This window comes from Oceanicaulis sp. (assembly GCA_040112665.1).
In the GTDB taxonomy this organism is placed as follows: domain Bacteria; phylum Pseudomonadota; class Alphaproteobacteria; order Caulobacterales; family Maricaulaceae; genus Oceanicaulis.
In genome coordinates, this window is the sequence record CP157796.1 from 2,329,394 (window position 1) to 2,355,617 (window position 26,224).

Sequence of the window (26,224 nt, forward strand, 5' to 3'; positions counted from 1 at the left end):
GCTCAGTGGCGGTAGGCGAAACCGCCCTCGCGGACGACTTCGGCGTACCGGTCGCGCAGCCGGGTCTGCCGTGTCTCCATAGACTGCGGCTCGCCATCGATGATCACTGCCACCGGCGCGCTCATCACTTCCAGCGGATCGCCGTCCCAGACCACCACGTCCCCGGCATAGCCCGGCGCCAGAGCGCCGTAACGGTCGCCGACGCCGTAGATTTCAGCCGGGGTGAGGGTGATCGCCCGGAAGGCGTTCGACCAGTCCGCCCCGTGCGCGACCGAGATCGCGGCGTGCTGGGGCAGGAGGCGCGGGTTGAAGTAAAGGTCCGACCCCACCGTGGTGTAGGCGACCGGCACGCCGGCATCGAACAGGATCGACGCGCCCTCGGTCGTCGAGGCGAGGGTGGCGAAGCTGTCGGGCAGGTTGCGCATCGGATCGTAGATCACCGGAACGCCCGCCTCGGCCAGCTCGTCCGCGACGAGATGGGCTTCGGCCCCGCCCGCAATGACGATACGGATCGAGGGATAGCGCTCGGCGAAGTCGAGCGCCCGGCGGATGTCCGACGCCCGGTCCATGATCATGACCAGCGGCATCTCGCCCCGGACGACCTGGACCATGGCCTGCGCGTCGTAGCGGTCGATGGCGTCGCCTTCATGGTGAGCCATGAAGCGGCCCGGATAGAAGCGCGCGTCTTCGATCGCCGCCCGCAGGAAGGCCCAGGCGGCGGTGCGTGCGCCGCCCGCGGTCGAGGCGCCGGAATCAGACAGATCGACCAGCATGAAGCGCCGGGGCGCGAACAGGCTGTCAGGCTCGCCGGTGGAGTCCGCCAGCGCGCCGCGGCCCGCCAGGATCGCCGACCCGGTCGCCGGATACACTGCGAAACGGGTGATCCCCTCGGTCCGCGCTTCGTCGATATGGGTGCCGGCGGGGTTGAAGCCGTCGGCCACGTCCAGCGCCGCGGTGAAGTGGCTTTCGTCGGCCGCGTCGTCGCGCGTCGAGCCTTCCGCGCCGACCTCGACCAGGCCGAGCTCGGTGTGCGGATGAAACAGGCCCGGCGTGATCCAGCCGCCGTTCGCGTCGATGACACGGACTTCGCCGCCGTCGATCTCGATCGGCTCGCCGACCGAGACGATCGAGCCGTCACGGATGACCACCGTGCCGTTCTCGATGATGCCGCGCTCGGTGTTGGTGACGACCCGGCCGTTCTGGACGACCACGATCTCCTGGGCGATCGCCGGAGCCGCCGTGAGGGCCGCCGCAGCGAGGGAAAGGAGCAGCTTTTTCATATCAGTAGTCTCCTTCGCCGGGCTGGCCGAGCATGAAGTCGCGGATCGTCCGCCGCTCCGGATCGGCGCGGTCGTACATCAGCGCGCCGTCGATGAAGACCTGATCGGCGAGGCTGTAGCTGGAGAAGGGATGACCCGACCAGATCACCAGGTCGGCGCGCTTGCCTTCTTCGATCGAGCCGGTCTGTTCGGCGATCCCGAGGGCCTGCGCCGGACGCGAGGTGAGCCAGGCCATGGCTTCGGCGTCGGTGATGTCCAGACCCATGCGGCGGCCGTCCGAAAGCGCCTTGGCGACTTCCTGATTGAGCCGCTGGATGCCGAGATCGGAATCCGAATGGATCATCGCGCATGCGCCGCCGGCATGGGTGATCGCGAGGTTCTCGGGGATGGAGTCGTAGGCCTCCATCTTGAACCCGCCCCAGTCCGCCCAGACCGCCGCGCAGGCGCCGTGCTCGGCCAGAAGATCAGGGATCTTGTAGGCCTCCACCGCGTGGTGGAACGTGGTGACCCGATAGCCGAACTCGTCGGCCATATCCATGATCTGGGCCATCTCGTCGGCGCGGTAGCAGTGCATCTGCACCAGGATTTCGCCGTCGAGCACGCCCATCAGCGTATCGAGTTCGAAATTGCGGGTCGGCGGGTTCACGTCCTCGCCGGCTTCTGCGTCTTCCCAGTAATTGCGCCAGCCGCGGCGGTACTCCACAGCGCGCTGCCAGGCTTCGCGATAGCCCGCGACATTGCCCATGCGCGAGCCCGGCGCGACGCCGCGATTGCCATAGACGCGCTTGGGGTTCTCCCCGCACGCCATTTTCAGCGTGTAGGGCGCCTCGGGAAATTTCATGCCCTGCACCGTGCGCGAGGGCACGTTGCGCAGGGTCACGCCGCGGCCGCCGAACAGGTTCGCGGAGCCGGGCAGGACGTGAAGCGTCGTCACCCCGCCTGCCAGCGCCGTGTCGAAGCCAGGATCCTGCGGCCAGATTCCGTGTTCGGCCCAGACCTCGGCGGTCACGGGGCTCGTGATCTCGTTGCCGTCCTGGTGCGCGTTCACGCTGGGCGAGGGATAGACGCCGAGATGGGAGTGGATGTCGATGACGCCCGGCGTGACGAACCGGCCGGCCGCGTCAACCACGCTCGCGCCCTCCGGCGCTTCAAGTCCCTGGCCGATCGCCGCGATGCGGCCGTCCTCGACGAGGATGTCGGTGTCTTCGAACCGCCCGCCGACGCCGTCGAACACGGTCGCGCCGCGCAGCAGCGTCACGCCGCTTTCAAACGGGGCGTAGGTGGAGGGAAACGGGTTCTGGTCGTAGCGGACGACGTCCGCATCGCTGCTCGCCGCGCCGGAAGACGCGCCCGCGTCTTCGGCCTCGCCGTTCGAGCACGCGGCCAGCCCCAGCGCGGCCAGCGCCGCCGCCGAGGCGCCGAGCGCCTTGATCATGATGTTCAATCTGTTCTCCCCGGATGGTCCCGCGCCGAAGGTCGGCGCGCCGTCAGGCCGCGGAGGCTGGCCGAAAAAGCCCCGAGAGGAAAGGGGTGATAAAATTACGTTCCAGCGAGATGCGGCCTCGCTAAAGGTCCACGGCTTCCACGAACGGGGCGTGTTCCTGGATGTACTGGAAGCGCAGCTCAGGCTTCTTGCCCATCAGGGTCTCGACCAGCTGGTCGGCGAGTTCGCGCATCTCCTCGGTCACCGTGACCCGGGCGAGCGAGCGCGTCTCCTTGTTCATCGTGGTCGATTTCAGCTGGGGCGGGGTCATTTCGCCCAGACCCTTGAAGCGGCCCACTTCGACCTTGCCCTTCTTGAACTCGGTCTCGATCAGCCGGTCCTTCTCCGCGTCGGTGTCGGCGTAGAGCGTCTTGCCGCCCTGGGTGAGCCGATAGAGCGGAGGCTGGGCCATGTAGAGCCGGCCCGCTTCGATGAGGCCGGGCAGGAATTTGTAGAAGAAGGTCGCGAGCAGGGCTGCGATGTGCGCGCCGTCCACGTCGGCGTCGCACATGATGATGACGCGCTCATAACGCAGATCGTCGAGGTGAAACTTCTTGCCCGGCTGGACGCCGAGGGCGAGCAGCAGATCGGAGATCTCCTGGTTCGCGGCGATCTTGTCGGCGGTGGCCGAGGCGACGTTCAGGATCTTGCCGCGAAGCGGCAGGATGGCCTGGGTCTTCCGGTCGCGCGCCTGCTTGGCCGAGCCGCCCGCCGAATCGCCCTCGACCAGGAAGATCTCGGTGCCGTCGGAATTGTTCTGCGAGCAGTCGGCGAGCTTGCCGGGCAGGCGCAGCTTGCGCGTCGCGCTCTGGCGTTTGACCTCTTTCTCGCGCTTGCGCTTGAGCCGGTCCTCGGCGCGCTCGATCGCCCATTCGACAAGGCGCGCAGCGTCCTTGGGCCGGGCCGCGAGCCAGTGATCGAACCGGTCGCGGATCGCCTGCTCGACCAGGCGCTGGGCCTCGGCGGTCGAGAGCCTTTCCTTGGTCTGGCCCTGAAACTCTGGATCCTTGATGAAGACCGAGATCATCGCGCCAGCGCCGCCCATGACGTCGTCGGCGGTGATCTGGGCGGCCTTCTTCACGTTCGACAGCTCGCCATAGGCCCTCAGGCCCTTGCTGAGCGCGGCGCGGAAGCCCTGCTCGTGCGTGCCGCCCATGGGCGTGGGCACGGTGTTGCAGAAGCTCTGCGAAAACCCGTCGGCGTCGGAGAAGCCGTTTTCGGAAAAGGCGACCGCCCATTCCACCGCGCCCATCCGGCCTTCGGCGCGCTCCACCCGGCCGGCGAAGGCTTCGGTGACCAGGGACGCGCCCTCGGTCAGCTCTGTCAGGCGATCGGCGAGGCCGCCGGGGAAGCTCAGAACCGTCTCTGACGGGATCTCCGAGCCTTCAACCAGATGCGGCGCGCACTTCCAGCGGATCTCGACGCCGGGACGCAGGAAGGCTTTCGAGCGCGCCATGGAGAACAGGCGCGCAGCCTTCAGCGCGGCGCGGGCCCCGAAGATTTCCGGATCAGGCTTGAAGCGCACCGACGTGCCGCGGCGATTGTGCACCGCGCCCAGATTCTCGATCGGGCCCTGGGGCAGGCCGCGCACATAGACCTGACGCCAGAGCGTACGGTCGCGCGCGACTTCGACGACGAGTTCTTCAGACAGCGCGTTCACCACAGACACGCCCACGCCGTGAAGGCCGCCGGCGGTCTGGTAGGCCTTGTCGGAGAACTTGCCGCCTGCGTGCAGGGTCGTCAGCACCACTTCGAGCGCAGACTTGTCGGGGAATTTCGGGTGCGGGTCGACGGGGATGCCGCGGCCGTTATCGGTCACCGTCACCCGGCCGTCCTCGTCGAGCATGACCTCGATCCGGTCGGCGTGGCCGGCCACGGCCTCGTCCATCGAGTTGTCGAGCACTTCGGCGAACAGGTGGTGCAGGGCGCGCTCGTCGGTGCCGCCGATATACATGCCCGGCCGCTTGCGCACCGGCTCCAGCCCCTCGAGGACCTCGATCGAACTCGCGTCATAGCCGCCGCCGTCGCCGCCTGCCGCCGGCTTGCGCGGCGCAGGTTTGCTCGGCGCGGGCGCAGCCTTGGCCGCCGGTTCGGACTCTGCCGGTTTCGGCGCAGGCGCCGGGGACGCGGCCGGTTTGTCGGGGCGCGGCGCGGGCGAAGCGGAGAAGAGATCGTTTTGCGAATCGTCAGCCATGGCGGAACACACAGTGCACGTTCACGCCGGTTCGGGAAAAGCCCGCCGCTCAGCCAGGGCCGGTTTATCTACAGAAACGGGATCCAGCCACGATTGAGCCGGCCTTCGCACCGGTCGAGCTGGGCGTCGAAGGTGCGCGCGTCGCGCTCGACCCGGCGGGCGGCGTCGATCAGCCAGGAATTGCCCCGGTAGGTGCCGCGATTATACCCGCCATGGCCCTGGTGGTAGGCGAGATACAGGTTGTACGCGTCGTTCGTGTCGATGCCGCTTTGCCGCTCGCTCATCGCCGCGTACCAGCCGATGAAATCCACCGCGTCGCCGAAATCGTCCCGGTCCGCGCCGCGCCGACCGGTGTCCTCGCGATACCAGTCCCAGGTGGTGTCCAGCGCCTGGGCGTAGCCGTAGGCCGAGGAGGGGCGGGCGCCGGGGATGAAGCCCAGAAGCTTGCGCCGGGCGGGCCGCGCATCGTGCTGAAAGCTCGATTCCTTCTTCAGGATCGCCAGCTGCACGCCTGGCGACACGCCCCAGCGCCGCTCGGTGCGTCTGAGATCGCGCCACCAGGCGCGATTGTCTTCAAGGATCAGGCAGGCGTCATGCTGCTGGGCCGGCGGGGGCGTGGCGCACCCGCTGGCGAGCGTCGTGGCCGCAGCCGCCCAGATCAACGCCGATCGAAGCATGGCCCGATCATGCGCCGGCGTGGTTAATCGAGCGTGAAAACGCGCGCCTGACGACGGTGGCGTGCTGAAACGAAAGAGGCGGGCTTCCGGAAATTCGGAAGGCCCGCCTCAGGTCTTCGCCGTCTTGCATGGGGGTCAGAACCGGGGAAGACGCTGCGACTTTACGTCAGCGCTGAACCGGTTGCAAGCCCTTCCCCTAGAAGGTGAGTCGAATCACCAGCCGCGCCACGTGCCTCACGAAGTCGTCGCGTACGTCGGCGTCGTAGGCGAAGGTGAAGGTCGAGTAGTTCGACCCCGCGCTTAGCCCGAAACCGATCAGGGCGCCGGAGCTGGCGATGCTGGTCGAGCGCAGCGTGAACGGAGAGCCGGTCTCGCCGAACTGGGCGGTGGTCTCGTTCTCGTCGTTCAGGAAGTCGCCGCGATAGCCGACGCTGAGCGAGGGAGCCCACCAGGAGATGTCGGTGCCGAAGCGCCGCGACAGGGTGAACGTCGCCGCGCCAAGCAGGGCCGCGCTCTGCCGGTCGTCGACGATCAGCGCCAGCGGCGCGTTTGCGTTGTCCTCGACGGACTCGGTGTATCCGCTTTCGAACAGGCTGAGATAGGTCAGGCTCGCTTCAGGGCGCAGCACCCAATTGTTCCACACGAAATCACGCCCCGCCTGCGCGCTGGCGGACACGTGCCAGCCGTTCCACTCCGCAGTGTTTATCGAGGCGAAATCGCCGATCAGGATGTTGCGCTCGCTTTCGAAATAGTCGTAGCCGAGCGAGAGCGCGCCGGAGATGTCCACGCCGCCCAGATCAAGGCCGGCATAGGTCCCCAGCTGACCGGACAGCGCGACCATCGGCTCGTCGAAGCCCTCGACCGATTCCACTTCGCTGGCCGCGCCGAGCAGGCTGACGCCCACTGCGTAGAACGGACCCACCGGCCGGTCGAGGCCGATCGCGAGGCCCACGCCCTGGCCGCGATAGCCCGGGCCGAACGCGCCGCCTGCGCGGTCTGCGAAATAGGCGAATTCCTGCGCCCAGACCCCGGCCAGTTCGTCTGGCGCCATGCGCGCATTGCGCAGCCGCACCGACAGGGCCCCCGCACCGGCGTCGTTCGCCGCCAGAGCGAACTGAAGCGCGCTTGTCGCATATTCGGGCAGAAGTTGATTATAGCCGGCGAAGAAGGCTTCCTGGGTCCGGATCGCCGCCATCGCCGAGCTGAGCGAGTTGACCGCCTGAAACGCCGAGAACGCCTCGTCGTAGGCCGCCGCACGCGAGGCGTCGAGGCCCAGCTCGTCGGCGGTTTTCCGGCGCAGGGTGAGCACGAGCGTGTCCGGATCGGTGTCCGAGCGCGCCAGCGAAGCCTGGTAGAGGAAGGGCGCTTCAGTGGCGTCCAGCGTATCGGCGTCCGCAAGGTTCAAGCCGCCGCCGGCGCTCAGGATTTCGACCTCGGTCTCGGTCTCGGGGATCAGGTTCGCCAGGCTCACCGAGAGGTCCGAGCCGGAATTGAAATTGATTGCGCCGGAGCTGGTCAGGAACTGCGCCTGCGCGGCCGAGCTGACCTCAAGTTCCAGAACGCCGCCGGCGTTGAAGTTCGCTTCGGTGACTTCCAGCGTTTCGGTGTTGGTCAGCGCAAGCGTGCCGTCGGTCACGTCGATCACGAGATCGACGGTGACGTCGTCGTCGCTCACTGCGCCGCGCAGGCTGGCGCCGTTGATGATCAGCTGGTCGGCGCCTTCGCCGAACGACACGTCGCCGATGAGTTCGCCCGCCAGAAGCTCCAGACGGTCGTCGCCCGAGCCGAACAGTACGTCGCCGCGAATGGCGACGTCGTTGTCGACAGGCTCGCCCTGATCGTCCAGCGCACGCTCCTGAAGCACGTGAAGCCCGGTCGTGCGCGTGCTGGCGTCGATCGCCACGAGGGAGATCTGATCTGCGGTGTAGGGCGCTTCGAGATTGGACAGGCTGGCGCTGATCAAGCCGGTGTTCTCGAGGGTCTGCAGGGACTCGGTCGAGACCTTGATCGCTGTGCCGGACTCAGCTCCGCCGATGACGAATGCGAGGATCTGGCCCTGATCGTTGAGCAGCCGGCTGATCTCCGAGTTCTCGTCGAGCACCAGGCCGAAGGCGCGGCCCGAACCGAGACGGCTCTCGTTGGCGAGCGTGGCGGGATCGTCGTCGCCGAACCCGTCCTCGTCATAGCCGAGGCGCGTGGTCGCGCTGATGCGTCCGGTGTTGCGCAGCTCCAGGGAACCACCGGTTCCGGCCTGCACGCCGCCGCCGAGATGCAGCGCCGTGGCCGTGCCGTCGAAGGCCACCGCCTCGATCGCGCCGGTGTTGAGCATGCCGCCGGCGTTCAGCACCACGACGCGAAGATTGTTGGACTCGTCGAACCCGCCGATGAGAAAGGCGGTCGAGTCCCGGCCGTCGAAAATGCCCGAGGCGTTCACATTGCCTTCGTTCACGACGCTGTAGCCCAGCGCGGTGGGATCGGAATCGTCGTCGGTGCGGGCCTGATCGAAATCGTCAGGCAGAACGGTCTCGCCGATTTCGATCTGGGAATCCCCGCCGATTTCGATCGCGGCGCCGCCGCCGGACAGATGGGTGACGTTCGCCGTGGAGGCGACGAACACGCCGTCCTCAATGCTCCCTGCGATGATCACTGCAGCGCGGCTGTTGATGTCGTCGCCGCCGTCGTTGTTGTCAGGATCGAGGATCTGGAAGACTTCCTCGAACACGCGGCTGCGGACCCGATAGCCGGAGACCTCGACTGTACCGGTGAGCCGCAAGCCGCCGCCGACGTCGCCGCCGATCCGTGCGCCCACGCCCCGCGGCGTTGTCGCGCCGATCTGCCGGATCTGCACGTCGCCGGTAATGTTGTTTTCGATCGAGACGGCGGCGGAATCTTCGCCGCGCATGGTGATGGTGCCGTTTAGGAGAAGGTCGCCGTCGAGCGGCGCCGCTACGCGGACGCCGTAGCTGTTCTGACCGGCGACTTCGATACGTCCGCTCGTCCCCTGGTTCACATCGCCGGTCACCGCCGCCTGGCCGGGAACCGCATCAAAATTGCCGTCGACCGCGCCGATGAGCAGGCCTGTCTTGTTCTGATCCTGGGCGAAGGGCCCGTCCGGCTCGCCGTCCGGATCGAGATCGCCGTCCTCGTCGCGGTCGGCCAGATCGTCGGTCTCGTCGTCTTCGGGGGAATAGCTGTCGCCCAGACTGACGAGCCCGTTGAGGTCGAGATCCGTGGTTACGCCGGGATCGACTTGCACGCCGACCGCGCCGTCGACGTTCACTTCATTGCCGTCAGCGTCGGTGTCGCGAATTTCGATCTGAGCGCCGCTCGCGATTTCCAGCGTGTTGTCGGAGTTCACCCGGACCGCCGGTCCGGTCCCGCCCGTCAGCCGGACGCGGCCCGATCCGCTGATGACGATGTTCGCCGGCTGGCCGTCGTCGATGGTGGCGGTGTCGACCGGATCGGTGACCTCGGTGTCGATCGTCTCCTCCTGCGCCCAGGAGGTCGAGGTGGCGATCGCGGCGATCGAGGCGGCGGCGAGCAGGCTGCGGCGCATATGTTTTCTCCGGTCGGGCGCGGGGGTTCTTTTACAGAACCTTAAGCGTCGGCTCAGGGTTTTAGCCCATGGTTTCGCGCGCGTCGACTATTGCGCAACCCTTCCGAACAGCGGCGGCGAACCGTTGCAGACATGAAACGGCCGGCCCCGGGGCTCCGGAGCCGGCCGTTCGGTAAGATGCGGGTGTGATCAGACCTTGTAGTAGAGCTCGAACTCCACCGGGTGGGGGTGGTGTTCGATGCGGGTGACCTCTTCCATCTTCAGGTCGATGTAGGCGTCGATCTGATCGTCGTCCATGACGCCGCCCTTCTTCAGGAAGTCCCGGTCCGCGTCGAGCGATTCCAGCGCTTCGCGCAGGTTCCGGCAGACGGTCGGGATGTCCTTGAGCTCCTCGGCCGGCAGGTCGTAGAGGTCCTTGTCCATCGCCTCGCCGGGATGGATCTGGTTCTCGATGCCGTCCAGGCCCGCCATGAGCAGCGCCGTGAAGGTCAGGTAGGGGTTGCCCGCCGCGTCCGGGAAGCGGGTCTCCAGACGCTTGGCCTTCGGGCTGGAGACGTGCGGGATGCGGATCGAGGCCGAGCGGTTGCGCGCCGAGTAGGCGAGCAGGACCGGGGCTTCGAAGCCGGGCACCAGACGCTTGTAGGAGTTCGTCGAAGCGTTCGCGAAGGCGTTGATCGCCCGGGCGTGCTTGATGATCCCGCCGATATAGTAAAGGCAGGTCTCCGACAGGTCGGCGTACTTGTCGCCGGCGAAGAGCGGCTTGCCGTCCTTCCAGATCGACTGGTGCACGTGCATGCCCGAGCCGTTGTCGGCGTAGATCGGCTTGGGCATGAAGGTCGCGGTCTTGCCGTAGGCGTGCGCCACGTTGTGCACGATGTACTTATAGTACTGCATGTTGTCGGCCATCTTCAGAAGCGTGGCGAACTTCATGCCCAGCTCGTGCTGGGAGGGCGCGACCTCGTGGTGGTGCTTTTCCGGATTGAGGCCGAGTTCGGCCATCACCGAGAGCATTTCCGAGCGCATGTCCTGGCCCGAATCAATCGGGTTCACGGGGAAATAGCCGCCCTTGGGTCCCGGGCGGTGGCCCATGTTTCCGCCCTCGATCCGCTTGCCCGAGTTGTACGGGCCTTCCTCGGAATCCACCTCGTAGAAGGTGTGGTTCTGCTGGGTGGACCAGCGCACGTCGTCGAACACGAAGAATTCCGCTTCGGGGCCGAAGAAGGCGGTGTCGCCGACGCCCGAGGCGGCGAGGAATTTCTCCGCCTTCTTCGCGGTCGTGCGCGGGTCGCGGTTATACGGCTGCATGGAGCTCGGTTCGAGCACGTCGCAGATGATCGCCAGCGTGGTCTGCTGGTAGAACGGGTCGATCAGCGCGGTGTCCGGATCGGGCATCAGCACCATGTCGGACTCGTTGATCGCCTTCCAGCCGTTGATCGACGAGCCGTCGAACATCGTGCCGTTCTCGAAGAAGTCGTCGTCCACCATCGAGGGATCGAAGGTGACATGCTGCAGCTTGCCGCGCGGATCGGTGAAGCGCAGGTCGACGTACTCGACGTCTTCTTCCTTGATCCGCTTGAGGATTTCTTCCGACATGGTCAGGTCCCTTTAGGTTAGGCGAGGTGGATGCGATGAGGTTTGCGTGCGCCTAGAGCGCGTCGTCGCCGGTCTCTCCGGTGCGGATCCGGATGGCGCTTTCGACCGGGGTGACGAAGATCTTGCCGTCGCCGATGCGGCCGGTGCGCGCGGCGTTCTGGATCGCCTCCACGGCGGCGTCCACGCGGCCGTCGGACACGACGAGCTCGATCTTGATCTTGGGAAGGAAGTCCACGACGTACTCGGCGCCGCGATAGAGCTCGGTATGCCCCTTCTGCCGGCCGAAACCCTTGGCTTCGGTCACGGTGAGCCCTTGCAGACCGATCTCCTGGAGCGCTTCCTTCACGTCGTCCAGTTTGAACGGTTTGATGATCGCTTCGATTTTCTTCATGGAGGCCTCCGTTCGAGCGGGCACGCTAGCCGCGCCCGCGCGCCGCTCAAGCGCAACCCGGCGTGCTGCGGCGCCGAAACCGCGCGGCGCCCGTTTGCGAGGCGCCCGTGCACGCCGATGAAGCAGACCGACCTGAAGGACGCGCCATGACCGATCCCAGACACGCCGTGCTCGACGTCGAGGCCATGGGCCGCGCGGACCGGTTCGCGATGGATCACGGCCGCTCGGGCGGCGCGCTGATGGACGCCGCAGGCGCGGCGATCGTCGAGGCGATATGCGCGCGCTGGGCGCCGCGGCCGGTCGCCGTGCTCTGCGGGCCAGGCAATAATGGCGGGGACGGCTGGGAGGCGGCGGCCGGGTTGAAAGCGCGCGGCTGGCCGGTCGAGGTTTTCGCGATGAAGCCGCCTGGCGAACTCGAGGGCGACGCGGCCCGCGCCGCTGCGAAATGGGACGGGAGTTTGAACAGGCTCGAAGACTGCGACCCGGCCCGATTCGGTCTCGTGCTCGACGCGCTGTTCGGCGCCGGGCTGTCCCGGCCGCTGGAGGGCGAGCCTGCGCGCCTGGCCGAAGCCTGTGCGGGCGCGCTGGTAGTCAGCGCGGACGTGCCAAGCGGTGTTCACGGCGACAGGGCGCGCGCCGACGGGCCGGCCTTCGCTGCGGCGCTGACGGTGACGTTCCACCGGGTCAAGCCGGCGCACCTGCTGCATCCGGGCCGGGCGGCCTGCGGCGAGATCGTACTGGCCGATATCGGAATACCTGACGGCTGGGAGGCCGAAGCAGCGCCCTGTGCGGCGCACAATCACCCTGATCTCTGGGACGTGCCCGGCCTGCAGATCGATCCCGGCGCGCACAAGCACCGGCGCGGCCGGCTCTGCGTGCTGTCGGGCGGGAAGGGGGCTTCGGGCGCGGCGCGCCTCGCCGCCGAGGCCGGGCTTTCAGGCGGCGCAGGCTATGTCACGCTGCTCTGCCCGCCCGACGCGCTGGCTGAATGCGCCGCCTCGATGCAGGCGGTGGTCACGCGCGCTTTCGATACCGAAGCGGACTTCGCTGAAATTCTTGACGGCCATCGCGCCGATTGCGCCGTGATGGGGCCGGGCGCGGGCAAGACCGATGACACCCGCCGACGCGTGCTGCAGGCGCTGGGGCAGAAGGCGGCGCTGGTGCTCGACGCCGATGCGCTCACCGTTTTCGAAGACGATCCCACCGTCCTGTTCAAGGCGCTGCACGGACGCTGCGTCCTGACCCCGCACGCGGGTGAATTTTCGAAGGTTTTTCCGGACCTGGGTGAGAACGGGCTAAACAAGATCGAGACCGCCCGCGCGGCGGCGCAGCGCTCTGGCGCGGTCGTCGTGTTCAAGGGCCCGGACACGGTGATCGCCAGCCCTGACGGCCAGGTTCGGGTGAACACCCACGCCAGCGCCCGGCTCGCGACAGCGGGGACCGGCGACAGCCTGGCCGGGCTGATCGGTGCGTTCCTGGCCCAGGGCGCGGACGCGTTCGACGCCGCGTCCGCCGCAGTCTGGGTGCATGGCGAGGCGAGCCTTCGGATGGGGCCGGGCGCGCATGCCGGCACGCTGCTTTCGCTGCTGCCCGAGGCGCTCTCAGCGCTGCGGGACCGGCGCGAACGCATGGCCGCTCTGCGGCGTGTCATGGCTGGGGCGTAGCCGAACGGCGCGCCCGCGGTTATACGCGAGGCCCGCCCGCGCGAACCCCCGCCTGGAAGCCCCCGATGTCCGACGACGCCAAGCTCTCGAAGACCGACGAAGAAGCCCTCGCGCTGCACCGCGCCGAGCCGGCCGGCAAGATCGCCCTCAAGGCCACCAAGCCCATGGCGACCCAGCGCGATCTCGCGCTCGCCTACAGCCCCGGCGTCGCCGCGCCGGTGCGCGCGATCCACGAGAACCCCGACGCGGTCTACGACTACACCTCCAAGGGCAACACTGTGGCCGTGGTCTCCAACGGCACCGCGATCCTGGGGCTGGGCAATCTCGGCGCGGCGGCGTCCAAGCCCGTGATGGAAGGCAAGGCGGTGCTGTTCAAGCGCTTCGCCGACATCGACGGGTTCGACGTCGAGGTGAAGTACACCGACGTCGACCGTTTCGTGGAATGCGTGGCCGGGTTCGGCGACAGCTTCGGCGGGATCAATCTTGAAGACATCAAGAGCCCCGAGTGCTTCGAGATCGAGCGCCGTCTGCGCGAAGAACTCGACATCCCGGTCTTCCACGACGACCAGCACGGCACGGCCATCATCGCAGCTGCAGGCCTGATGAACGCGTGCGCGCTGACCGAGCGCAAGCTCGAGGACGTTCGCGTGGTGCTGATCGGCGCGGGCGCGGCGGGGCTCTCGGTGCTCGAGCTGATCAAGTCGCTCGGCGTTCAGCACGACAACGTCACCATCGTGGACGTGCACGGCGTGGTTCATGACGAACGCGACGACCTTCACGACAAGCTGCGCGGGCACGCCCGCAAGACCGATCTGCGCACGCTGGAAGAGGCGATGGTCGACGCCGACGTCATGCTGGGCCTGAGCGCGGGCGGCATCGTGAAGCCCGCCATGGTGAAATCGATGGCGCGCGATCCGATCATCTTCGCGATGGCCAACCCCACCCCGGAGATCATGCCCGACGAGGTGAAGGCGGTGCGCTCGGATGCGATCATGGCGACGGGCCGGTCCGATTTCCCCAACCAGGTCAATAACGTACTGGGCTTTCCTTATATCTTCCGCGGCGCGCTCGACGTCCGCGCCAAGACCATCAACGAGGAGATGAAGCTCGCCGCCGCCCGCGCGCTCGCCGACCTCGCCCGCCAGGACGTGCCTGACGAGGTGAGCGCGGCGAACCGCTCCGAGGGGCTGAAATTCGGCCGCGACTACATCATTCCCTCGCCCTTCGATCCGCGCCTGATCAGCTTCGTGCCGCCCTATGTGGCTCAGGCGGCGATCGAATCGGGCGTCGCGCGAATCCCGATCGAGGACGAGGACGGCTATCGCCGCAGGCTCGCGCGCCGGCTCGATCCCACCGCCGCGCTGCAGCAGCGTGTCACCGAGCGCATCCGGGGGCTGGGCAAGCGCATCGTCTTCGCCGAGGGCGAGGAACCGTCGGTCATCCGCGCCGCGCACGCCTTCAAGAGCCAGGGCCTCGGCGAGCCGGTTCTGGTCGCCCGCGAAGACGTCGCCAGGGCGAACATGCGCGAGCTGGGCCTGCCCGACGGCGAGCTGGAAATCTGGAACGCGCGGATTTCCGACCGCAATTCGGCCTACGCCGACTGGCTGTTCAAGCGCCTGCAGCGCAAGGGGTATCTGCGCCGCGACGTGCAGCGCCTGGTCAATAACGACCGCAACGTCTTCTCCGCCTGCATGCTGAAATTCGGCGATGCGGACGGGATGGTCACCGGCGTGACCCGGCACTTCACCAACACGCTGTCTGACGTCCGGCTGGTGCTCGACGAGGCGCCGGGCAAGAAGGTGATCGGCCTGTCGGTGGCGATCTCCGGCGGGCGCACGCTGGTGATCGCGGACACCAACGTCACCGAGTTTCCCGACGCCGAAGGCCTGGCCGACATCGCCGAGGGCGCCGCGCACGCCGCCACCCGGCTGGGGCTCAGCCCGCGCGTGGCGTTCATGAGCTACTCGACGTTCGGCAACCCGCCGGGCGACCGGACCGAGAAGGTCCAGGCGGCCGTCGCGCTGCTGGACGAGCGCGGCGTAGACTTTGAATATGAAGGGGAAATGGCCGTCGACATTGCGCTCGACCCCGATCATCACCGGGTCTACCCGTTCTCGCGGCTGTCGGACGCGGCGAACGTGCTTGTCATGCCGGCGGTGCATTCGGCCTCGATCGCCACGCGGCTTCTGAAGTCGGCAGGCGGGGCGACGGTGATCGAAGGGCTGCTGATCGGGCTCGAGAAATCGGTGCAGGTTGCGCGGGTGGGCGCGAGCGTGTCCGACATCGTCAATCTGGCGGGCATGGCGAGCTACGATCTGACCGGTGAGGGCACCGCGGCGGCGGAGTAATCCCCGCTTTATTCGTGGTGGTCTGCGCCGGCTTCGTCGCCGGCCCGACGGCGCCGCCGTGCGCGATCGTGCCGGCGATGATGGTCCGGGCTTCGAGGAAACATCACCTTTCCGTCACCGCCATGGAAGCGGAGCGCGGATCGGCCTAGCTTGGCCCCCGACGCCAGCGAAGGGACAGCCATGGCCGCGGGCCGATCCGCCAGAGACCTCACGCAAGGTGACGTGTTCGGGCACATCGTGCGCATGGTCGCGCCGATGAGCCTGGGCATCGTCGCGATGATGCTGGTCGGGGTGATCGACAGCTACTGGGTGGGCAAGCTCGGCACCGCCCAGCAGGCCGCCGTCCAGTTCGTCTTCCCCGTGACCATGCTGGTCATGAGCGTGGCCATCGGGCTCGGCGCAGGCGCGGTCTCTGTGGTCGCGCGCGCAGCCGGGCGCGGGGACGGCGAGCGGACCCGGCGGGTGGCGACCGACGCGGTGACGCTTTCTCTGATCATCGTGGTGTGCACGTCGGCGATCGGGATTGCGCTGATCGGGCCGCTGTTCCGAGCGATGGGCGCGACCGAGGAGATGATGCCCTACGTACGCGACTACATGACGATCTGGTTCGCCGGTATCGTCTTCGTGGTCGGCCCGATGGTGGCGGGCAATATCCTTCGCGCGCTGGGCGACGCGATCCTGCCCAGCGCGATCATGATCCTGGCTGCCGTGATCAATATGGGCCTCACCCCGGTCTTCATCTTCGGCTGGGGCCCGGTGCCCGAGATGGCGGTGCAGGGCGCGGCGCTGTCGTCGCTGATCGCGAATTTCTGCGTCTTCCTGATCGCGCTCGCCATCATGGTCTTCCGGGAGAAGCTGCTCGATCTGAGCTGGCCGGGCTTTCACGAGATCTTCTGGAACTGGCGCGAGATCGCGCGCATCGGCGCGCCTGCGGCCGGCTCGAACATGATCGGCCCGGCGGCGAACGCGATCGTGCTCGCCTCGGTCGCCCGGTTCGGCGAGGCAGCGGTGGCCGGGTTCGGCGTGGCGATGCGGGTGGAGGCCTTCTTCATCATCCCGCTGTTCGCCCTGTCAGGCACGATCGGCCCGATCACGGGGCAGAACGGCGGGGCAGGGCTGACCGGCCGGGTGCGCGAGGCCTTCTTCAAGTCCTTCGTCTTCTGCCTCGCCTGGGGATCGGCCATCGCGGTCATTCTGTTTTTCGCCGGCGAGCATCTCGCCCCGCTTTTCCTGCCGAGCGAAGACGGACGGCAGGTGGCGGAGGTCTTCTGGGACGTCGCGCCGTTCGCAGTCTTCGGCTACGGCGTGGCGATGGCGGCCTCGGCCGGGTTCAACGGGCTGGGCCGGCCGCTTTACGGCGTGGCGGTGAACGCGCTGCGCGGCTTCGTGCTGATCGCGCCGCTGGCCTGGCTGGGCGGCAGCCTGGGCGGGGCGACCGGCGCGATCTGGGGCGTGTTCGCCGCAAACCTGATCATCGGCGTGCTGGCGGCGGTCTACGTGCTGAAGTTCGCACCCCTGACCGCGGTCGAGGGCGGACGCCGGCCGCAGCCCAAACCGGGCAAGCCGGCGGGCGCCGCCCAGGCGGCCTACGCCGAGGGGGAGGCCGAAGCGCCGAGCCCGGCGATCACCGCCACCAAGAGCCGCGCGGAAGACCTCTAGCGCCGCTTCAGCACCCCGCCGAGTTCGGCCTTGCCGCCGAGGGCCGGGTGAGGAAAGGCGGTGAAGCGGTCAGCCTCCGGCCACGCCCAGCGATCCTCGCTGAAGAGCTCGCGCATCGCGGGCAGCGAGCAGCCATAGGGCGGCCCGCCGCGCTCGTCCTTCTGCATGAACAGCGCGATCAGCCCGCCGCCGGGTTTGAGCGACTCGAAGGCTGTCGCCTCATAACGCGCCCGATCGTGGGGATGGATGGCGCACAGGAAGGTCTGCTCCCAGAGAAGGTCGAAGGGAACGGCGGGCCGCCAGTCCAGCCCGTCCGCCTCCATCACCGAGGCGTTCACCCCGGCCGCCGTGATCTGGTCGCGCTGGAATTTCACCGCGCTGGGCGCGACGTCGCTCGCGGTCACCCTGAGGCCGAGCTTCGCCAGCGCGACGGGCTCGGCCCCGCGCCCGCATCCGGGCACGTAGATCGAGCTTCCCGCGGTCAGAACGCCGGCCTTGCGAAAGTGCGCGATTGCAGGATGCGGACCGGCCCGCTCCCAGGGCGTATCGTCGTCGCGAAACCGCGCCTCCCAGTCGAACGGCGTACGGTTTTCAAATTCAGGGTCGCTCAAAATCTGTTTCCTCTCAGCAGTTTGCGCGCGTCGCCACATTCGCGCCAGATTTCGTTCATCTGCAGATCAGCCCCTTCGTGACAGCGTAGCAAAGACGGTGTTGAATATCGCCATTCGGGGACGCAAGAAGGGGACGACAGTGAAACAGCTTGTCATGATCGCCGCGGCCGGTCTCGGTCTGGGCTGCGCGGCGGACGCGCACGCCGACCGGTACTATGACTGCGAAGCGACGATCGTCACTCAGGCCGACGGGCCGGTGCAGGGTCAGCTCTGGCTCAGCGACCGCGGCCGCGGCGACGCAGTTCAGTTCCGCCGTGTGGCGGGACGCTACGAGTTTACCGAAACGAGCGGCGCCAGCTGGCGCGACGATCGTGTGAGCTTCACGATCGACGGCGAAGCCGTCTCCGGTCACGCGGAAACAATCGGCGGCGCCGTGCGCTTCACCGGAGTGTACGGTGACCGTTATGACGGCGTCTGGTGGGCCGACTGCAACGCCGGCGCCTCAGCGCCGGCGTGGTCGCGCGATATGGAAACGGTCGCCGGCGCCGAACTCGAACTCAGAGCGTTGCAGGGGCTCGATCTCGATACAGGCGGGATCGTCGCGGTGGGCGCCTCTCAGGACATCGACATCTTTCTCGGGATGTACGAGGGCCGCATTCCTTTGATCGTCGCCGGGCCGCGTGCGCGCATCAAACTCAGCGAGTCCGCGCCGAGCTTTGAAGAGCTCGAACCCCGCCGCCTCGGGTGTGACGGCGTCGCCGCCGAGCGGGTCGGCCAAGGTTTGCCTTTCAGCTCGATCGAGCGCGGATCGGCGATCTGCGTGATGACCGACGAGGGCTATGTCGGCGCGGTCAGGGTGATCGAGGCGAACGCGGGCGGGGCCCCGTTCCTGCGCTTCTCGTTCGAGCGCTGGGACGTGCTGCGGTGATGGAGGGGATAATGAAAACGCTCATCAAGTCTACGCTTCTGGCGGGCGCCGCCGCGCTCTCCACAGCCGTCGCCGCCGACGCTCAGGACTCCATGGCCTGCAGCTTTATCGCCTTCGACCGCAGCGGGAACCCTTCGATCACCGGCGAAGCGACGCTTCAGCGCAACGTCTCCGCACGCGCCGGGGTGATCGGCTCGATCACCGCGCCGGGCGAGGGGACCCTGCCGGTCACCGGCGCCTGGGAGGACGGCGCGGCGGTCTTCTATCTCGGCGACGAACGCGAGCCTTTCAGCGGGCGGGAATACCGCGCTAGAAGCGGCGGTGACGACTGGGTGATCGCCGGGCGCAGCGGAAGCGGCCGAACACCGGTGTTCTTCTACTGCCGCGAAGACGAGCGCGCCGCGCCGCCGCCGCCCGAACCCGATCCTGATCCCCGTCCCGAACCTCCGCGTGAGGAGGGGTATGCGGGCGGACTGACGCTGGCGCCGGGGCTGTTCGCCGATCTGGACCGGCCGGCGGTGGAGGCGGCGTTCTCCTCACGCGCTGATCTGGTCATGGTCGCAACGGCTGAGGAAGCGAGCTTCGTCACGGTCGGCGCGGCGTTGACCGGCGATCCTTACGGCTTTTCGTCGATGTCGCTCGAGCGGCGGTGCGAAAACGCGCGCGAGCGTGGCCGGCTTTCCGCCGGCGCGATTCCCGAGGTGACGCTGCGGCGCGACGAGGAAGTCTGCTTCGTAACAGGCGAGGGGCGTCTGGGCGCGCTGATCGTGCGCTCGGTGAACCCGCGTGACGCGGTCTTCGACGTCTATCTGTACGAATAGGGTGAAGGCAGACGGGATCGCGCCTGCGGACCGCGTGCAGGCGCGATCTCGTCAAACCGGCGACCCTGTCGTAAAACCGCCTGCGCTGCGGGTGTGGCGGAACTGGTAGACGCGCTGGATTTAGGTTCCAGTGTCTTACGACGTGGAGGTTCGAGTCCTCTCACCCGCACCATTCAAGCCGGTTCGCCGCAGGCGAAAAAATCGATCCGGGGGATCGATTTTAGGCGCAGAATGCCCCGGCAGGGGCTTTCCTGTTCTCCCTCGCCTCCGCTCGGTCGATCCTCCCCCGGCTTGAAGCCGGGGTGCGGGCGGGCGGTCGCCCTTGCGAACCCTGCGGGCTCGAGGCGGGGCCGCCTCCCATTCTTTCGGCCCTCCCTGCGCGTCTGTAAGTGCCAGAGCCGACTGCCGCCTGGGCGGCCGCCAGCGCGTCCCTTCACCCCGCTTTCACATCAACCGCCGCGGGGCCGTTGCGTCCGCAGAATCTGCGTGACATAACGCGCGCTCGTTTCCGGCCGCCGCCGGCGCGCTCGATCCTTCATGGCCGGGCGTCGCCCGTCAGGCGGCGCCGTATCCATGACAAGGCCTCGCATCCGATGAACGTTGTTGAAAAATCTTCCGAAGGGCTGTCGCGCACGTTCGAAGTCACCGTGCCCGCCAAAGAGCTCGACGCGAAGCTGTCCGCCAAGATCGAAGAGATCCGCCCCGACGTGCGCCTGAAGGGCTTCCGTCCGGGCAAGGTCCCCGCGAGCCACATCCGCAAGATGTTCGGCGCCTCGATCATGGGCGACATCCTTCAGGACATCGTGCCCAAGGCCACCCAGGAAACCCTGGACGAGAAGAAGCTGCGCCCGGCCTCCCAGCCGACCGTCGACGTCAAGTCCGACGCCGAGGACGTGATCAAGAACGGCGCGGACTTCGCCTTCGAGATCAATGTCGAGATCATGCCGGAGTTCGAACCGGCCGATCCCAAATCCTTCAAGGTCACCCGCCCGGTCGCTCCGGTCGCCGACGAGCAGATCGACGAAGCGCTCGAAGAGCTGTCGCGCCAGTCGCAGGCCTATGAAGAGAAGTCCGGCAAGGCCGCCGAGGGCGACAAGGTCGTGATCGACTTCGTCGGCTCGATCGACGGCGAGGAATTCGAGGGCGGCGCAGCGGAAGGCGCCGAGCTGGTTCTGGGTTCGGGCCAGTTCATCCCCGGCTTCGAAGACCAGCTGGTCGGCAAGAAGGCCGGCGACGAGGTCGAGGTGAAGGTCACCTTCCCGAAGGATTACCAGGCCGAGCACCTGGCCGGTAAGGACGCGGTGTTCAAGACCACCGTCAAGGACGTCCAGGCGCCCGCCGAGAGCAAGATCGACGATTCGCTGGCCGAGCGCTTCGGCCTGTCCGATCTGAACGCCCTGAAAGAGGCGCTGAAAGGCCGCTTCGAGCAGGAGCACAAGCAGGCCTCGCGCATGAAGGTCAAGCGCGCCCTGCTTGACCAGATCGACGAGACCCACAAAGAGATCGACCTGCCCGCCAAGATGGTCGCTCAGGAGTTCGAGGCGATCTGGCGCGAGGTCAAGAACGCCATCGAGAACGACCAGCTCGACGACGAGGACAAGGGCAAGTCCGAGGACGAGCTGCGCGCCGACTACATGGCGATCGCCGAGCGCCGGGTGCGCCTGGGCCTGGTGCTCGCCGAGATGGGCCGCAAGGCCAATATCGACGTCACCCAGGAAGAGATCGCCCGCGCCGTGAACCAGGAAGCCGCGCGCTATCCGGGCCGTGAGCGCGAAGTCGTCGAATACTTCCAGAAGAACCCCGGCGCGGTGCAGGGCCTGCGCGCGCCGATCTATGAAGAGAAGGTCGTCGACTACATCCTCGAACTCGCCGACGTGAGCGAGGAAGAGGTCAGCCGCGATGCGCTGTTCGCCGAAGACGGCGAAGGCGAGGCGGCCGAGAAGAAGCCCGCCAAGAAGGCCCCGGCCAAGAAAAAGGCTCCGGCCAAGAAGGCGGCTGCGAAGAAAGACGACGCCGAAGCCAGCGCCGAGGACAAGCCCAAGAAGGCTCCGGCCAAGAAGAAGGCGCCGGCCAAGAAGACCGCCGCGAAAAAGGCCGCCGGCGAGGACTAAGCTGACCGCAGCGTTTGCGCCCCGCCGCGCGCCTTGCCAGAGTGCGCGCGGCGGGCCGTTTCGCCCGCAGTCCGGCGTTTATGGGAGCACGCGATGAACGATCCGCAGGATGCGATGATGAGCCTGGTGCCGATGGTGGTCGAACAGACCGCGCGCGGCGAGCGGGCGTTCGACATCTACTCCCGGCTCCTGAAGGAGCGGATCGTATTCGTGACCGGCGTGGTCGAGGACCACATGGCCAGCCTGATGGTCGCCCAGCTGCTCTATCTCGAATCGGAAAATCCGAAAAAAGAGATCGCGATGTACATCAACTCGCCCGGCGGCTCGGTGAGCGCGGGTCTCGCGATCTACGACACCATGCAATACATCCGCTGCCCCGTGGCGACCGCCTGCGTTGGCATGGCCGGCTCGATGGGTTCGCTGCTTCTGGCCGCGGGCGAGAAGGACATGCGCTTCGCCACGCCGAACGCGCGCATCATGATGCACCAGCCGTCGGGCGGCTTCCGCGGCACGGCTGCGGACATCGAGCGCCACGGCGAGGACATCCTGAGAATCAAGCGGCGCATGTACGAGATCTACGAGCGCCACACCGGCCAGCCGATCGAGACAGTCGAGAAGACGCTGGACCGCGACACCTATCTGAACGCGGAAGAAGCGCGCGATTTCGGGCTGATCGATCACGTCTACGAGAAACGCGGCGGGCCCGAGGCGGCGTAAGCCGCGTTATCCACGCGAAATGACAGCGATCCGCGCTGCGCACGGCCTGCGCGGCGCGGTTCTGCATGCTTGATCATTGCGCGCCGCGTGTGGTCGAATACATCTTGAAAACGTTTCGCTAAGGTCCGGCCCCGATCTTGCGAGGGGTGAGACGTCACGATCTCGCCGTCCGGGACCGGAACCCTTCCAGCGGACGGCGCGAGCGTTGCGCGAAGGCGGGACCGACTGGAGCAAGCATGACCAAGGCGACAACAGGCGACGGCAAGAGCACGCTGTATTGCTCTTTCTGCGGCAAGAGCCAGCACGAGGTCCGCAAGCTCATCGCGGGCCCGACGGTGTTCATCTGCGACGAATGCGTCGAGCTGTGCATGGACATCATCCGCGAGGAGAACAAATCCTCCCTGGTCAAATCCAAGGAGGGCGTGCCCAGCCCGCAGGAAATCTTCGACGTCCTGCAGGACTACGTGATCGGCCAGCAGACCGCCAAGCGGGTGCTCTCGGTCGCGGTGCACAATCACTACAAGCGCCTCAATCACGCCAGCCAGAATCAGGACGTCGAGCTTTCGAAGTCGAACATCCTGCTGATCGGTCCCACCGGCTGCGGCAAGACGCTGCTGGCCCAGACGCTGGCGCGCATTCTGGACGTGCCGTTCTGCATGGCCGACGCCACCACGCTGACAGAAGCCGGCTATGTGGGCGAGGACGTGGAGAACATCGTCCTGAAGCTGCTTCAGTCGGCGGACTACAATGTCGAGCGCGCCCAGCGCGGCATCGTCTATATCGACGAGATCGACAAGATCTCGCGCAAGTCCGACAACCCCTCGATCACCCGGGACGTGTCCGGCGAGGGCGTGCAGCAGGCGCTTCTGAAGATCATGGAAGGCACGGTGGCCTCCGTCCCGCCCCAGGGCGGCCGCAAGCATCCGCAACAGGAATTTTTGCAGGTCGACACCACCAACATCCTGTTCATCGTCGGCGGCGCCTTCGCCGGCCTCGAGCGGATCATCGCCCAGCGCGGCAAGGGCAGCGCGGTCGGCTTCGGCGCTGATGTCCGCGATCCCGACGCCCGCCGTCAGGGCGATGTGCTACGCGACGTCGAGCCCGACGATCTGCAGCGCTTCGGCCTGATCCCGGAATTCGTCGGCCGTCTTCCCGTCATCGCGACGCTGGAAGATCTCGACGAGCCGGCCCTGGTGCAGATCCTGACCGAGCCGAAGAACGCCCTGGTCAAGCAGTACCAGCGCCTGTTCGAGATGGAGGGCGTGGGCCTTTCCTTCACCGAGGACGCGCTGACCGCCATCGCCGAGAAGGCGATCGCCCGCAAGACCGGCGCGCGCGGCCTTCGGTCGATCATGGAAGGCATCCTTCTGGACACCATGTTCGATCTTCCGAGCCTGGACGGCGTGGAAGAAGTCGTGGTCAACGCCGAGGTCGTCACCGGCGACGCCACGCCGCTCTTCATCTACGCCAAGCAGAAAAGCGAAAGCGGGTCGAAAGGCGCGTAAGCCCCTTCGCGATCGCCATGAAACGGCGCCGGTCCCTCGCGGGGCCGGCGTTTTTCGTTTCGCGCTGCACTGCGGCGGATCGGGCACGCGTTCAATCCTTGAACACCCTGACGCTCAGCGCCACTTGAGTCCTCACGCGAACGCGGCGAGGCTTCGGGTCGAGGGTCGAGCGAAGCCGATACGCCGCCGGCCGGCTGCGGATTTTCCGCGCCGGCGCTTCGAAGCCGTCCGCCGCTCATGAGAGGGCGGAGGCGACCGAAAGGACGAGTGAATGACCGAGACCAGAACCCTGCCGCTGCTGCCGCTGCGCGACATCGTGGTCTTCCCGCACATGATCGTGCCGCTCTTCGTGGGGCGCGAAAAATCCGTGCGTGCGCTCGAAGAGGTGATGCGGGCCGACAAGCAGATCCTGCTCGCCACCCAGAAGAGCGCGGCCGACGACGATCCCGATCCCGACGCGATCTACGAAACCGGCGTGCTCGCCTCCGTGCTGCAGCTTCTGAAGCTGCCCGACGGCACCGTGAAGGTGCTGGTCGAGGGCGGCCAGCGTGCGCAGATCACGCGCTTCTTCGACAACGAGGCCTATTTCGAGGCCGAGGCGGCCCTTGTGGACGAGAGCGTCGGCGACCCGGCCGAGGTCGAAGCGCTGATGCGCGCCGCCGCCGAGAAGTTCGAAGACTACGTCAAGCTCAACAAGAAGGTGCCGCCCGAGGCGCTGTCCGCCGTCGCCGAGATCGCCGATCCGGCCAAGATGGCCGATACGATCGCCGCGCACCTGGCTGTGAAGATCACCGACAAGCAGGAGCTTCTGACCAATCCCGACGTCGCCCGGCGCCTCGAGAAGGTGTTCGGCCTGATGGAGGGCGAGATCTCCGTGCTGCAGGTCGAGAAGAAGATCCGCAACCGCGTGAAGCGGCAGATGGAGAAGACCCAGCGCGAGTATTACCTCAACGAGCAGATGAAGGCGATCCAGCGCGAGCTCGGCGAGGGCGACGACGGCAAGGAGGAGCTGGCCGAACTCGAGGAGAAGATCGAGAAGACCAAGCTCACCAAGGAAGCCCGGACCAAGGCCGAGGCGGAGATGAAGAAGCTCCGCCAGATGAGCCCGATGTCCGCGGAAGCCACGGTCGTGCGCAACTATCTCGACTGGCTGCTCTCCATCCCGTGGAACAAGAAAAAGCGGGTCAAGGCGGATCTGGCCAAGGCCGAAGCGGTGCTCGACCGCGACCATTACGGCCTCGAGAAGGTCAAGGAGCGCATCATCGAGCACCTGGCCGTTCAGGCGCGCACCAAGAAGATCAAGGGCCCGATCCTGTGCCTGGTCGGCCCTCCCGGCGTGGGCAAGACCTCGCTGGGCCGCTCGATCGCGGAAGCCACGAACCGCGAGTTCGTGCGCATGTCGCTGGGCGGGGTGCGTGACGAGGCGGAAATCCGCGGTCACCGGCGGACCTATATCGGCTCGATGCCCGGCCGGGTCATCCAGTCGATGAAGAAGGCCAAGCACTCCAACCCGCTCTTCTTGCTCGACGAGATCGACAAGCTGGGCGCGGACTATCGCGGCGATCCGGCCGCGGCCCTGCTCGAAGTGCTCGATCCCGAACAGAACGCGACGTTCGGCGACCACTATCTGGAGGTCGACTACGACCTTTCCGACGTGATGTTCATCACCACGGCGAACACGCTGAACATGCCCCAGCCGCTTCTGGACCGGATGGAGATCATCCGGATCGCGGGCTACACCGAGGACGAGAAGGTCGAGATCTCCAAGCGCCACCTCATCCCCAAGCAGACCAAGAACCACGCCCTGAAAGAGGGCGAGTGGGTCCTGACCGAAGAGGCGCTGCGCGACGTCATCCGCTACTACACCCGCGAAAGCGGCGTGCGGAATCTCGAGCGCGAGATCGCGCGCCTGGCCCGCAAGGCCGTGCGCAAGCTCGTCGCAGGCGAGTCCGACCAGATCACGGTCACCCCTGAAAACCTCGCCGATTTCGCCGGCGTGCGGAAATTCCGCTTCGGCGAAACCGAAAAGGAAGATCAGGTGGGCCTGGTGACGGGTCTGGCCTGGACCGAGGTCGGCGGCGACCTGCTCACCATCGAGGCGGTCAAGATGCCCGGCCGCGGCCGGATGACCGTCACGGGCAATCTGCGCGACGTGATGAAGGAATCGATCTCGGCGGCGAACTCCTACGTGCAGAGCCGGGCGCCGGCGCTGGGCGTGAAGCCGACCGTGTTCAGAAACACCGACATCCACGTTCACGTGCCCGAAGGCGCGACGCCCAAGGACGGGCCGAGCGCGGGCGGCGCCATGATCACGGCGATCGTCTCCGCGCTCACCGGCGTGCCGGTGAGGAAGGACGTGGCCATGACCGGGGAGATCACCCTGCGCGGCCGCGTCCTGCCGATCGGCGGGCTGAAGGAGAAGCTGCTCGCCGCGCTGCGCGGCGGGGTCACCAAGGTGCTGATCCCGGCCGAGAACGTGAAGGACCTTGAAGAGGTGCCCGACAACGTCAAGAGCGGGCTGGAGATCGTCGCGGTCGAGACCGTGGACGAAGTGCTCAAGCACGCCCTCGCCGCCGAGGTCGAACCGATCGAGTGGACCGAGGACGACGAAGCCGCGCTCGCCGCCGTCCCGCCCCCCGGCGAACCCGGCGCGGGCGAGGTGCGCGCGCACTAGGCGCGGCCCCGA

17 protein-coding genes and 1 tRNA gene are annotated in these 26,224 nt (G+C 67.1%); 10 read left to right on the forward strand and 8 right to left on the reverse strand.

Going from position 1 to position 26,224, the window contains the following annotated elements:
* Positions 1–2 precede the first annotated feature (2 nt).
* The 7 genes from ABL308_11420 to ABL308_11450 all read right to left on the reverse strand — a co-directional run bounded on the left by ABL308_11420 (position 3) and on the right by ABL308_11450 (position 11,174).
* Positions 3–1,280, reverse strand: coding sequence for an amidohydrolase family protein (locus ABL308_11420; protein ID XBQ15562.1), 1,278 nt, complete (start codon positions 1,278–1,280; stop codon positions 3–5).
* 1 nt (position 1,281) lies between these two features.
* Entirely contained in the window at positions 1,282–2,715 is a 1,434-nt protein-coding gene (locus ABL308_11425; protein ID XBQ17735.1) for an amidohydrolase, read from the reverse strand.
* Positions 2,716–2,845: 130 nt separating this feature from the next.
* On the reverse strand, positions 2,846–4,957 hold the full coding sequence (parE, locus tag ABL308_11430; GenBank protein ID XBQ15563.1) for a DNA topoisomerase IV subunit B: 2,112 nt from the start codon (positions 4,955–4,957) through the stop codon (positions 2,846–2,848).
* 68 nt (positions 4,958–5,025) lie between these two features.
* Positions 5,026–5,634 carry a hypothetical protein gene (locus tag ABL308_11435; GenBank protein XBQ15564.1) on the reverse strand — a complete coding sequence of 203 codons (609 nt, stop codon included), beginning with the start codon at positions 5,632–5,634 and terminating at the stop codon, positions 5,026–5,028.
* 196 nt (positions 5,635–5,830) lie between these two features.
* Positions 5,831–9,190, reverse strand: coding sequence for an autotransporter domain-containing protein (locus tag ABL308_11440; GenBank protein XBQ15565.1), 3,360 nt, complete (start codon positions 9,188–9,190; stop codon positions 5,831–5,833).
* A 189-nt stretch (positions 9,191–9,379) separates the two neighbouring features.
* Entirely contained in the window at positions 9,380–10,783 is a 1,404-nt protein-coding gene (glnA, locus tag ABL308_11445; protein XBQ15566.1) for a type I glutamate--ammonia ligase, read from the reverse strand.
* A 52-nt stretch (positions 10,784–10,835) separates the two neighbouring features.
* Positions 10,836–11,174, reverse strand: coding sequence for a P-II family nitrogen regulator (locus tag ABL308_11450; protein ID XBQ15567.1), 339 nt, complete (start codon positions 11,172–11,174; stop codon positions 10,836–10,838).
* 146 nt (positions 11,175–11,320) lie between these two features.
* Between ABL308_11450 and ABL308_11455 the strand changes: the two genes are divergently transcribed.
* The 3 genes from ABL308_11455 to ABL308_11465 all read left to right on the forward strand — a co-directional run bounded on the left by ABL308_11455 (position 11,321) and on the right by ABL308_11465 (position 16,845).
* On the forward strand, positions 11,321–12,838 hold the full coding sequence (locus ABL308_11455) for an NAD(P)H-hydrate dehydratase (protein XBQ15568.1): 1,518 nt from the start codon (positions 11,321–11,323) through the stop codon (positions 12,836–12,838).
* A 65-nt stretch (positions 12,839–12,903) separates the two neighbouring features.
* Entirely contained in the window at positions 12,904–15,186 is a 2,283-nt protein-coding gene (locus ABL308_11460; protein XBQ15569.1) for an NADP-dependent malic enzyme, read from the forward strand.
* A gap of 180 nt (positions 15,187–15,366) precedes the next feature.
* On the forward strand, positions 15,367–16,845 hold the full coding sequence (locus tag ABL308_11465) for an MATE family efflux transporter (protein XBQ15570.1): 1,479 nt from the start codon (positions 15,367–15,369) through the stop codon (positions 16,843–16,845).
* On the opposite strand, the gene ABL308_11470 is transcribed toward ABL308_11465, so the two are convergent.
* Complete coding sequence (locus ABL308_11470) at positions 16,842–17,456, reverse strand: methyltransferase domain-containing protein (protein ID XBQ15571.1); 615 nt, start codon at positions 17,454–17,456, stop codon at positions 16,842–16,844. The two genes, ABL308_11465 and ABL308_11470, sit on opposite strands and share 4 nt — an antisense overlap.
* A 139-nt stretch (positions 17,457–17,595) precedes the next feature.
* Between ABL308_11470 and ABL308_11475 the strand changes: the two genes are divergently transcribed.
* The 7 genes from ABL308_11475 to lon all read left to right on the forward strand — a co-directional run bounded on the left by ABL308_11475 (position 17,596) and on the right by lon (position 26,212).
* Positions 17,596–18,384 (forward strand): hypothetical protein, encoded by a 789-nt coding sequence (locus ABL308_11475; protein XBQ15572.1) that lies wholly within the window; start codon positions 17,596–17,598, stop codon positions 18,382–18,384.
* 11 nt (positions 18,385–18,395) lie between these two features.
* Positions 18,396–19,205 carry a hypothetical protein gene (locus tag ABL308_11480; GenBank protein XBQ15573.1) on the forward strand — a complete coding sequence of 270 codons (810 nt, stop codon included), beginning with the start codon at positions 18,396–18,398 and terminating at the stop codon, positions 19,203–19,205.
* 87 nt (positions 19,206–19,292) lie between these two features.
* Positions 19,293–19,377: transfer RNA gene (locus ABL308_11485), tRNA-Leu, on the forward strand.
* 421 nt (positions 19,378–19,798) lie between these two features.
* On the forward strand, positions 19,799–21,316 hold the full coding sequence (gene tig, locus ABL308_11490; GenBank protein ID XBQ15574.1) for a trigger factor: 1,518 nt from the start codon (positions 19,799–19,801) through the stop codon (positions 21,314–21,316).
* Between the two features lie 93 nt (positions 21,317–21,409).
* Positions 21,410–22,033, forward strand: coding sequence for an ATP-dependent Clp protease proteolytic subunit (locus tag ABL308_11495; GenBank protein ID XBQ15575.1), 624 nt, complete (start codon positions 21,410–21,412; stop codon positions 22,031–22,033).
* A 236-nt stretch (positions 22,034–22,269) separates the two neighbouring features.
* The gene (gene clpX / locus ABL308_11500) at positions 22,270–23,538 is read left to right on the forward strand and encodes an ATP-dependent Clp protease ATP-binding subunit ClpX (GenBank protein ID XBQ15576.1); all 1,269 of its coding nucleotides are present in this window, start codon (positions 22,270–22,272) and stop codon (positions 23,536–23,538) included.
* Positions 23,539–23,809: 271 nt separating this feature from the next.
* On the forward strand, positions 23,810–26,212 hold the full coding sequence (gene lon, locus ABL308_11505) for an endopeptidase La (GenBank protein ID XBQ15577.1): 2,403 nt from the start codon (positions 23,810–23,812) through the stop codon (positions 26,210–26,212).
* Positions 26,213–26,224: the final 12 nt, after the last annotated feature.

Coding starts and splice junctions, on each gene's coding strand:
- ABL308_11420 (XBQ15562.1), bottom strand. CDS start 1,280: ATGAAAAAGCTGCTCCTTTCCCTCGCTGCGGCGGCCCTCACGGCGGCT.
- ABL308_11425 (XBQ17735.1), bottom strand. CDS start 2,715: ATGATCAAGGCGCTCGGCGCCTCGGCGGCGGCGCTGGCCGCGCTGGGG.
- parE (XBQ15563.1), bottom strand. CDS start 4,957: ATGGCTGACGATTCGCAAAACGATCTCTTCTCCGCTTCGCCCGCGCCG.
- ABL308_11435 (XBQ15564.1), bottom strand. CDS start 5,634: ATGCTTCGATCGGCGTTGATCTGGGCGGCTGCGGCCACGACGCTCGCC.
- ABL308_11440 (XBQ15565.1), bottom strand. CDS start 9,190: ATGCGCCGCAGCCTGCTCGCCGCCGCCTCGATCGCCGCGATCGCCACC.
- glnA (XBQ15566.1), bottom strand. CDS start 10,783: ATGTCGGAAGAAATCCTCAAGCGGATCAAGGAAGAAGACGTCGAGTAC.
- ABL308_11450 (XBQ15567.1), bottom strand. CDS start 11,174: ATGAAGAAAATCGAAGCGATCATCAAACCGTTCAAACTGGACGACGTG.
- ABL308_11455 (XBQ15568.1), top strand. CDS start 11,321: ATGACCGATCCCAGACACGCCGTGCTCGACGTCGAGGCCATGGGCCGC.
- ABL308_11460 (XBQ15569.1), top strand. CDS start 12,904: ATGTCCGACGACGCCAAGCTCTCGAAGACCGACGAAGAAGCCCTCGCG.
- ABL308_11465 (XBQ15570.1), top strand. CDS start 15,367: ATGGCCGCGGGCCGATCCGCCAGAGACCTCACGCAAGGTGACGTGTTC.
- ABL308_11480 (XBQ15573.1), top strand. CDS start 18,396: ATGAAAACGCTCATCAAGTCTACGCTTCTGGCGGGCGCCGCCGCGCTC.
- tig (XBQ15574.1), top strand. CDS start 19,799: ATGAACGTTGTTGAAAAATCTTCCGAAGGGCTGTCGCGCACGTTCGAA.
- ABL308_11495 (XBQ15575.1), top strand. CDS start 21,410: ATGAACGATCCGCAGGATGCGATGATGAGCCTGGTGCCGATGGTGGTC.
- clpX (XBQ15576.1), top strand. CDS start 22,270: ATGACCAAGGCGACAACAGGCGACGGCAAGAGCACGCTGTATTGCTCT.
- lon (XBQ15577.1), top strand. CDS start 23,810: ATGACCGAGACCAGAACCCTGCCGCTGCTGCCGCTGCGCGACATCGTG.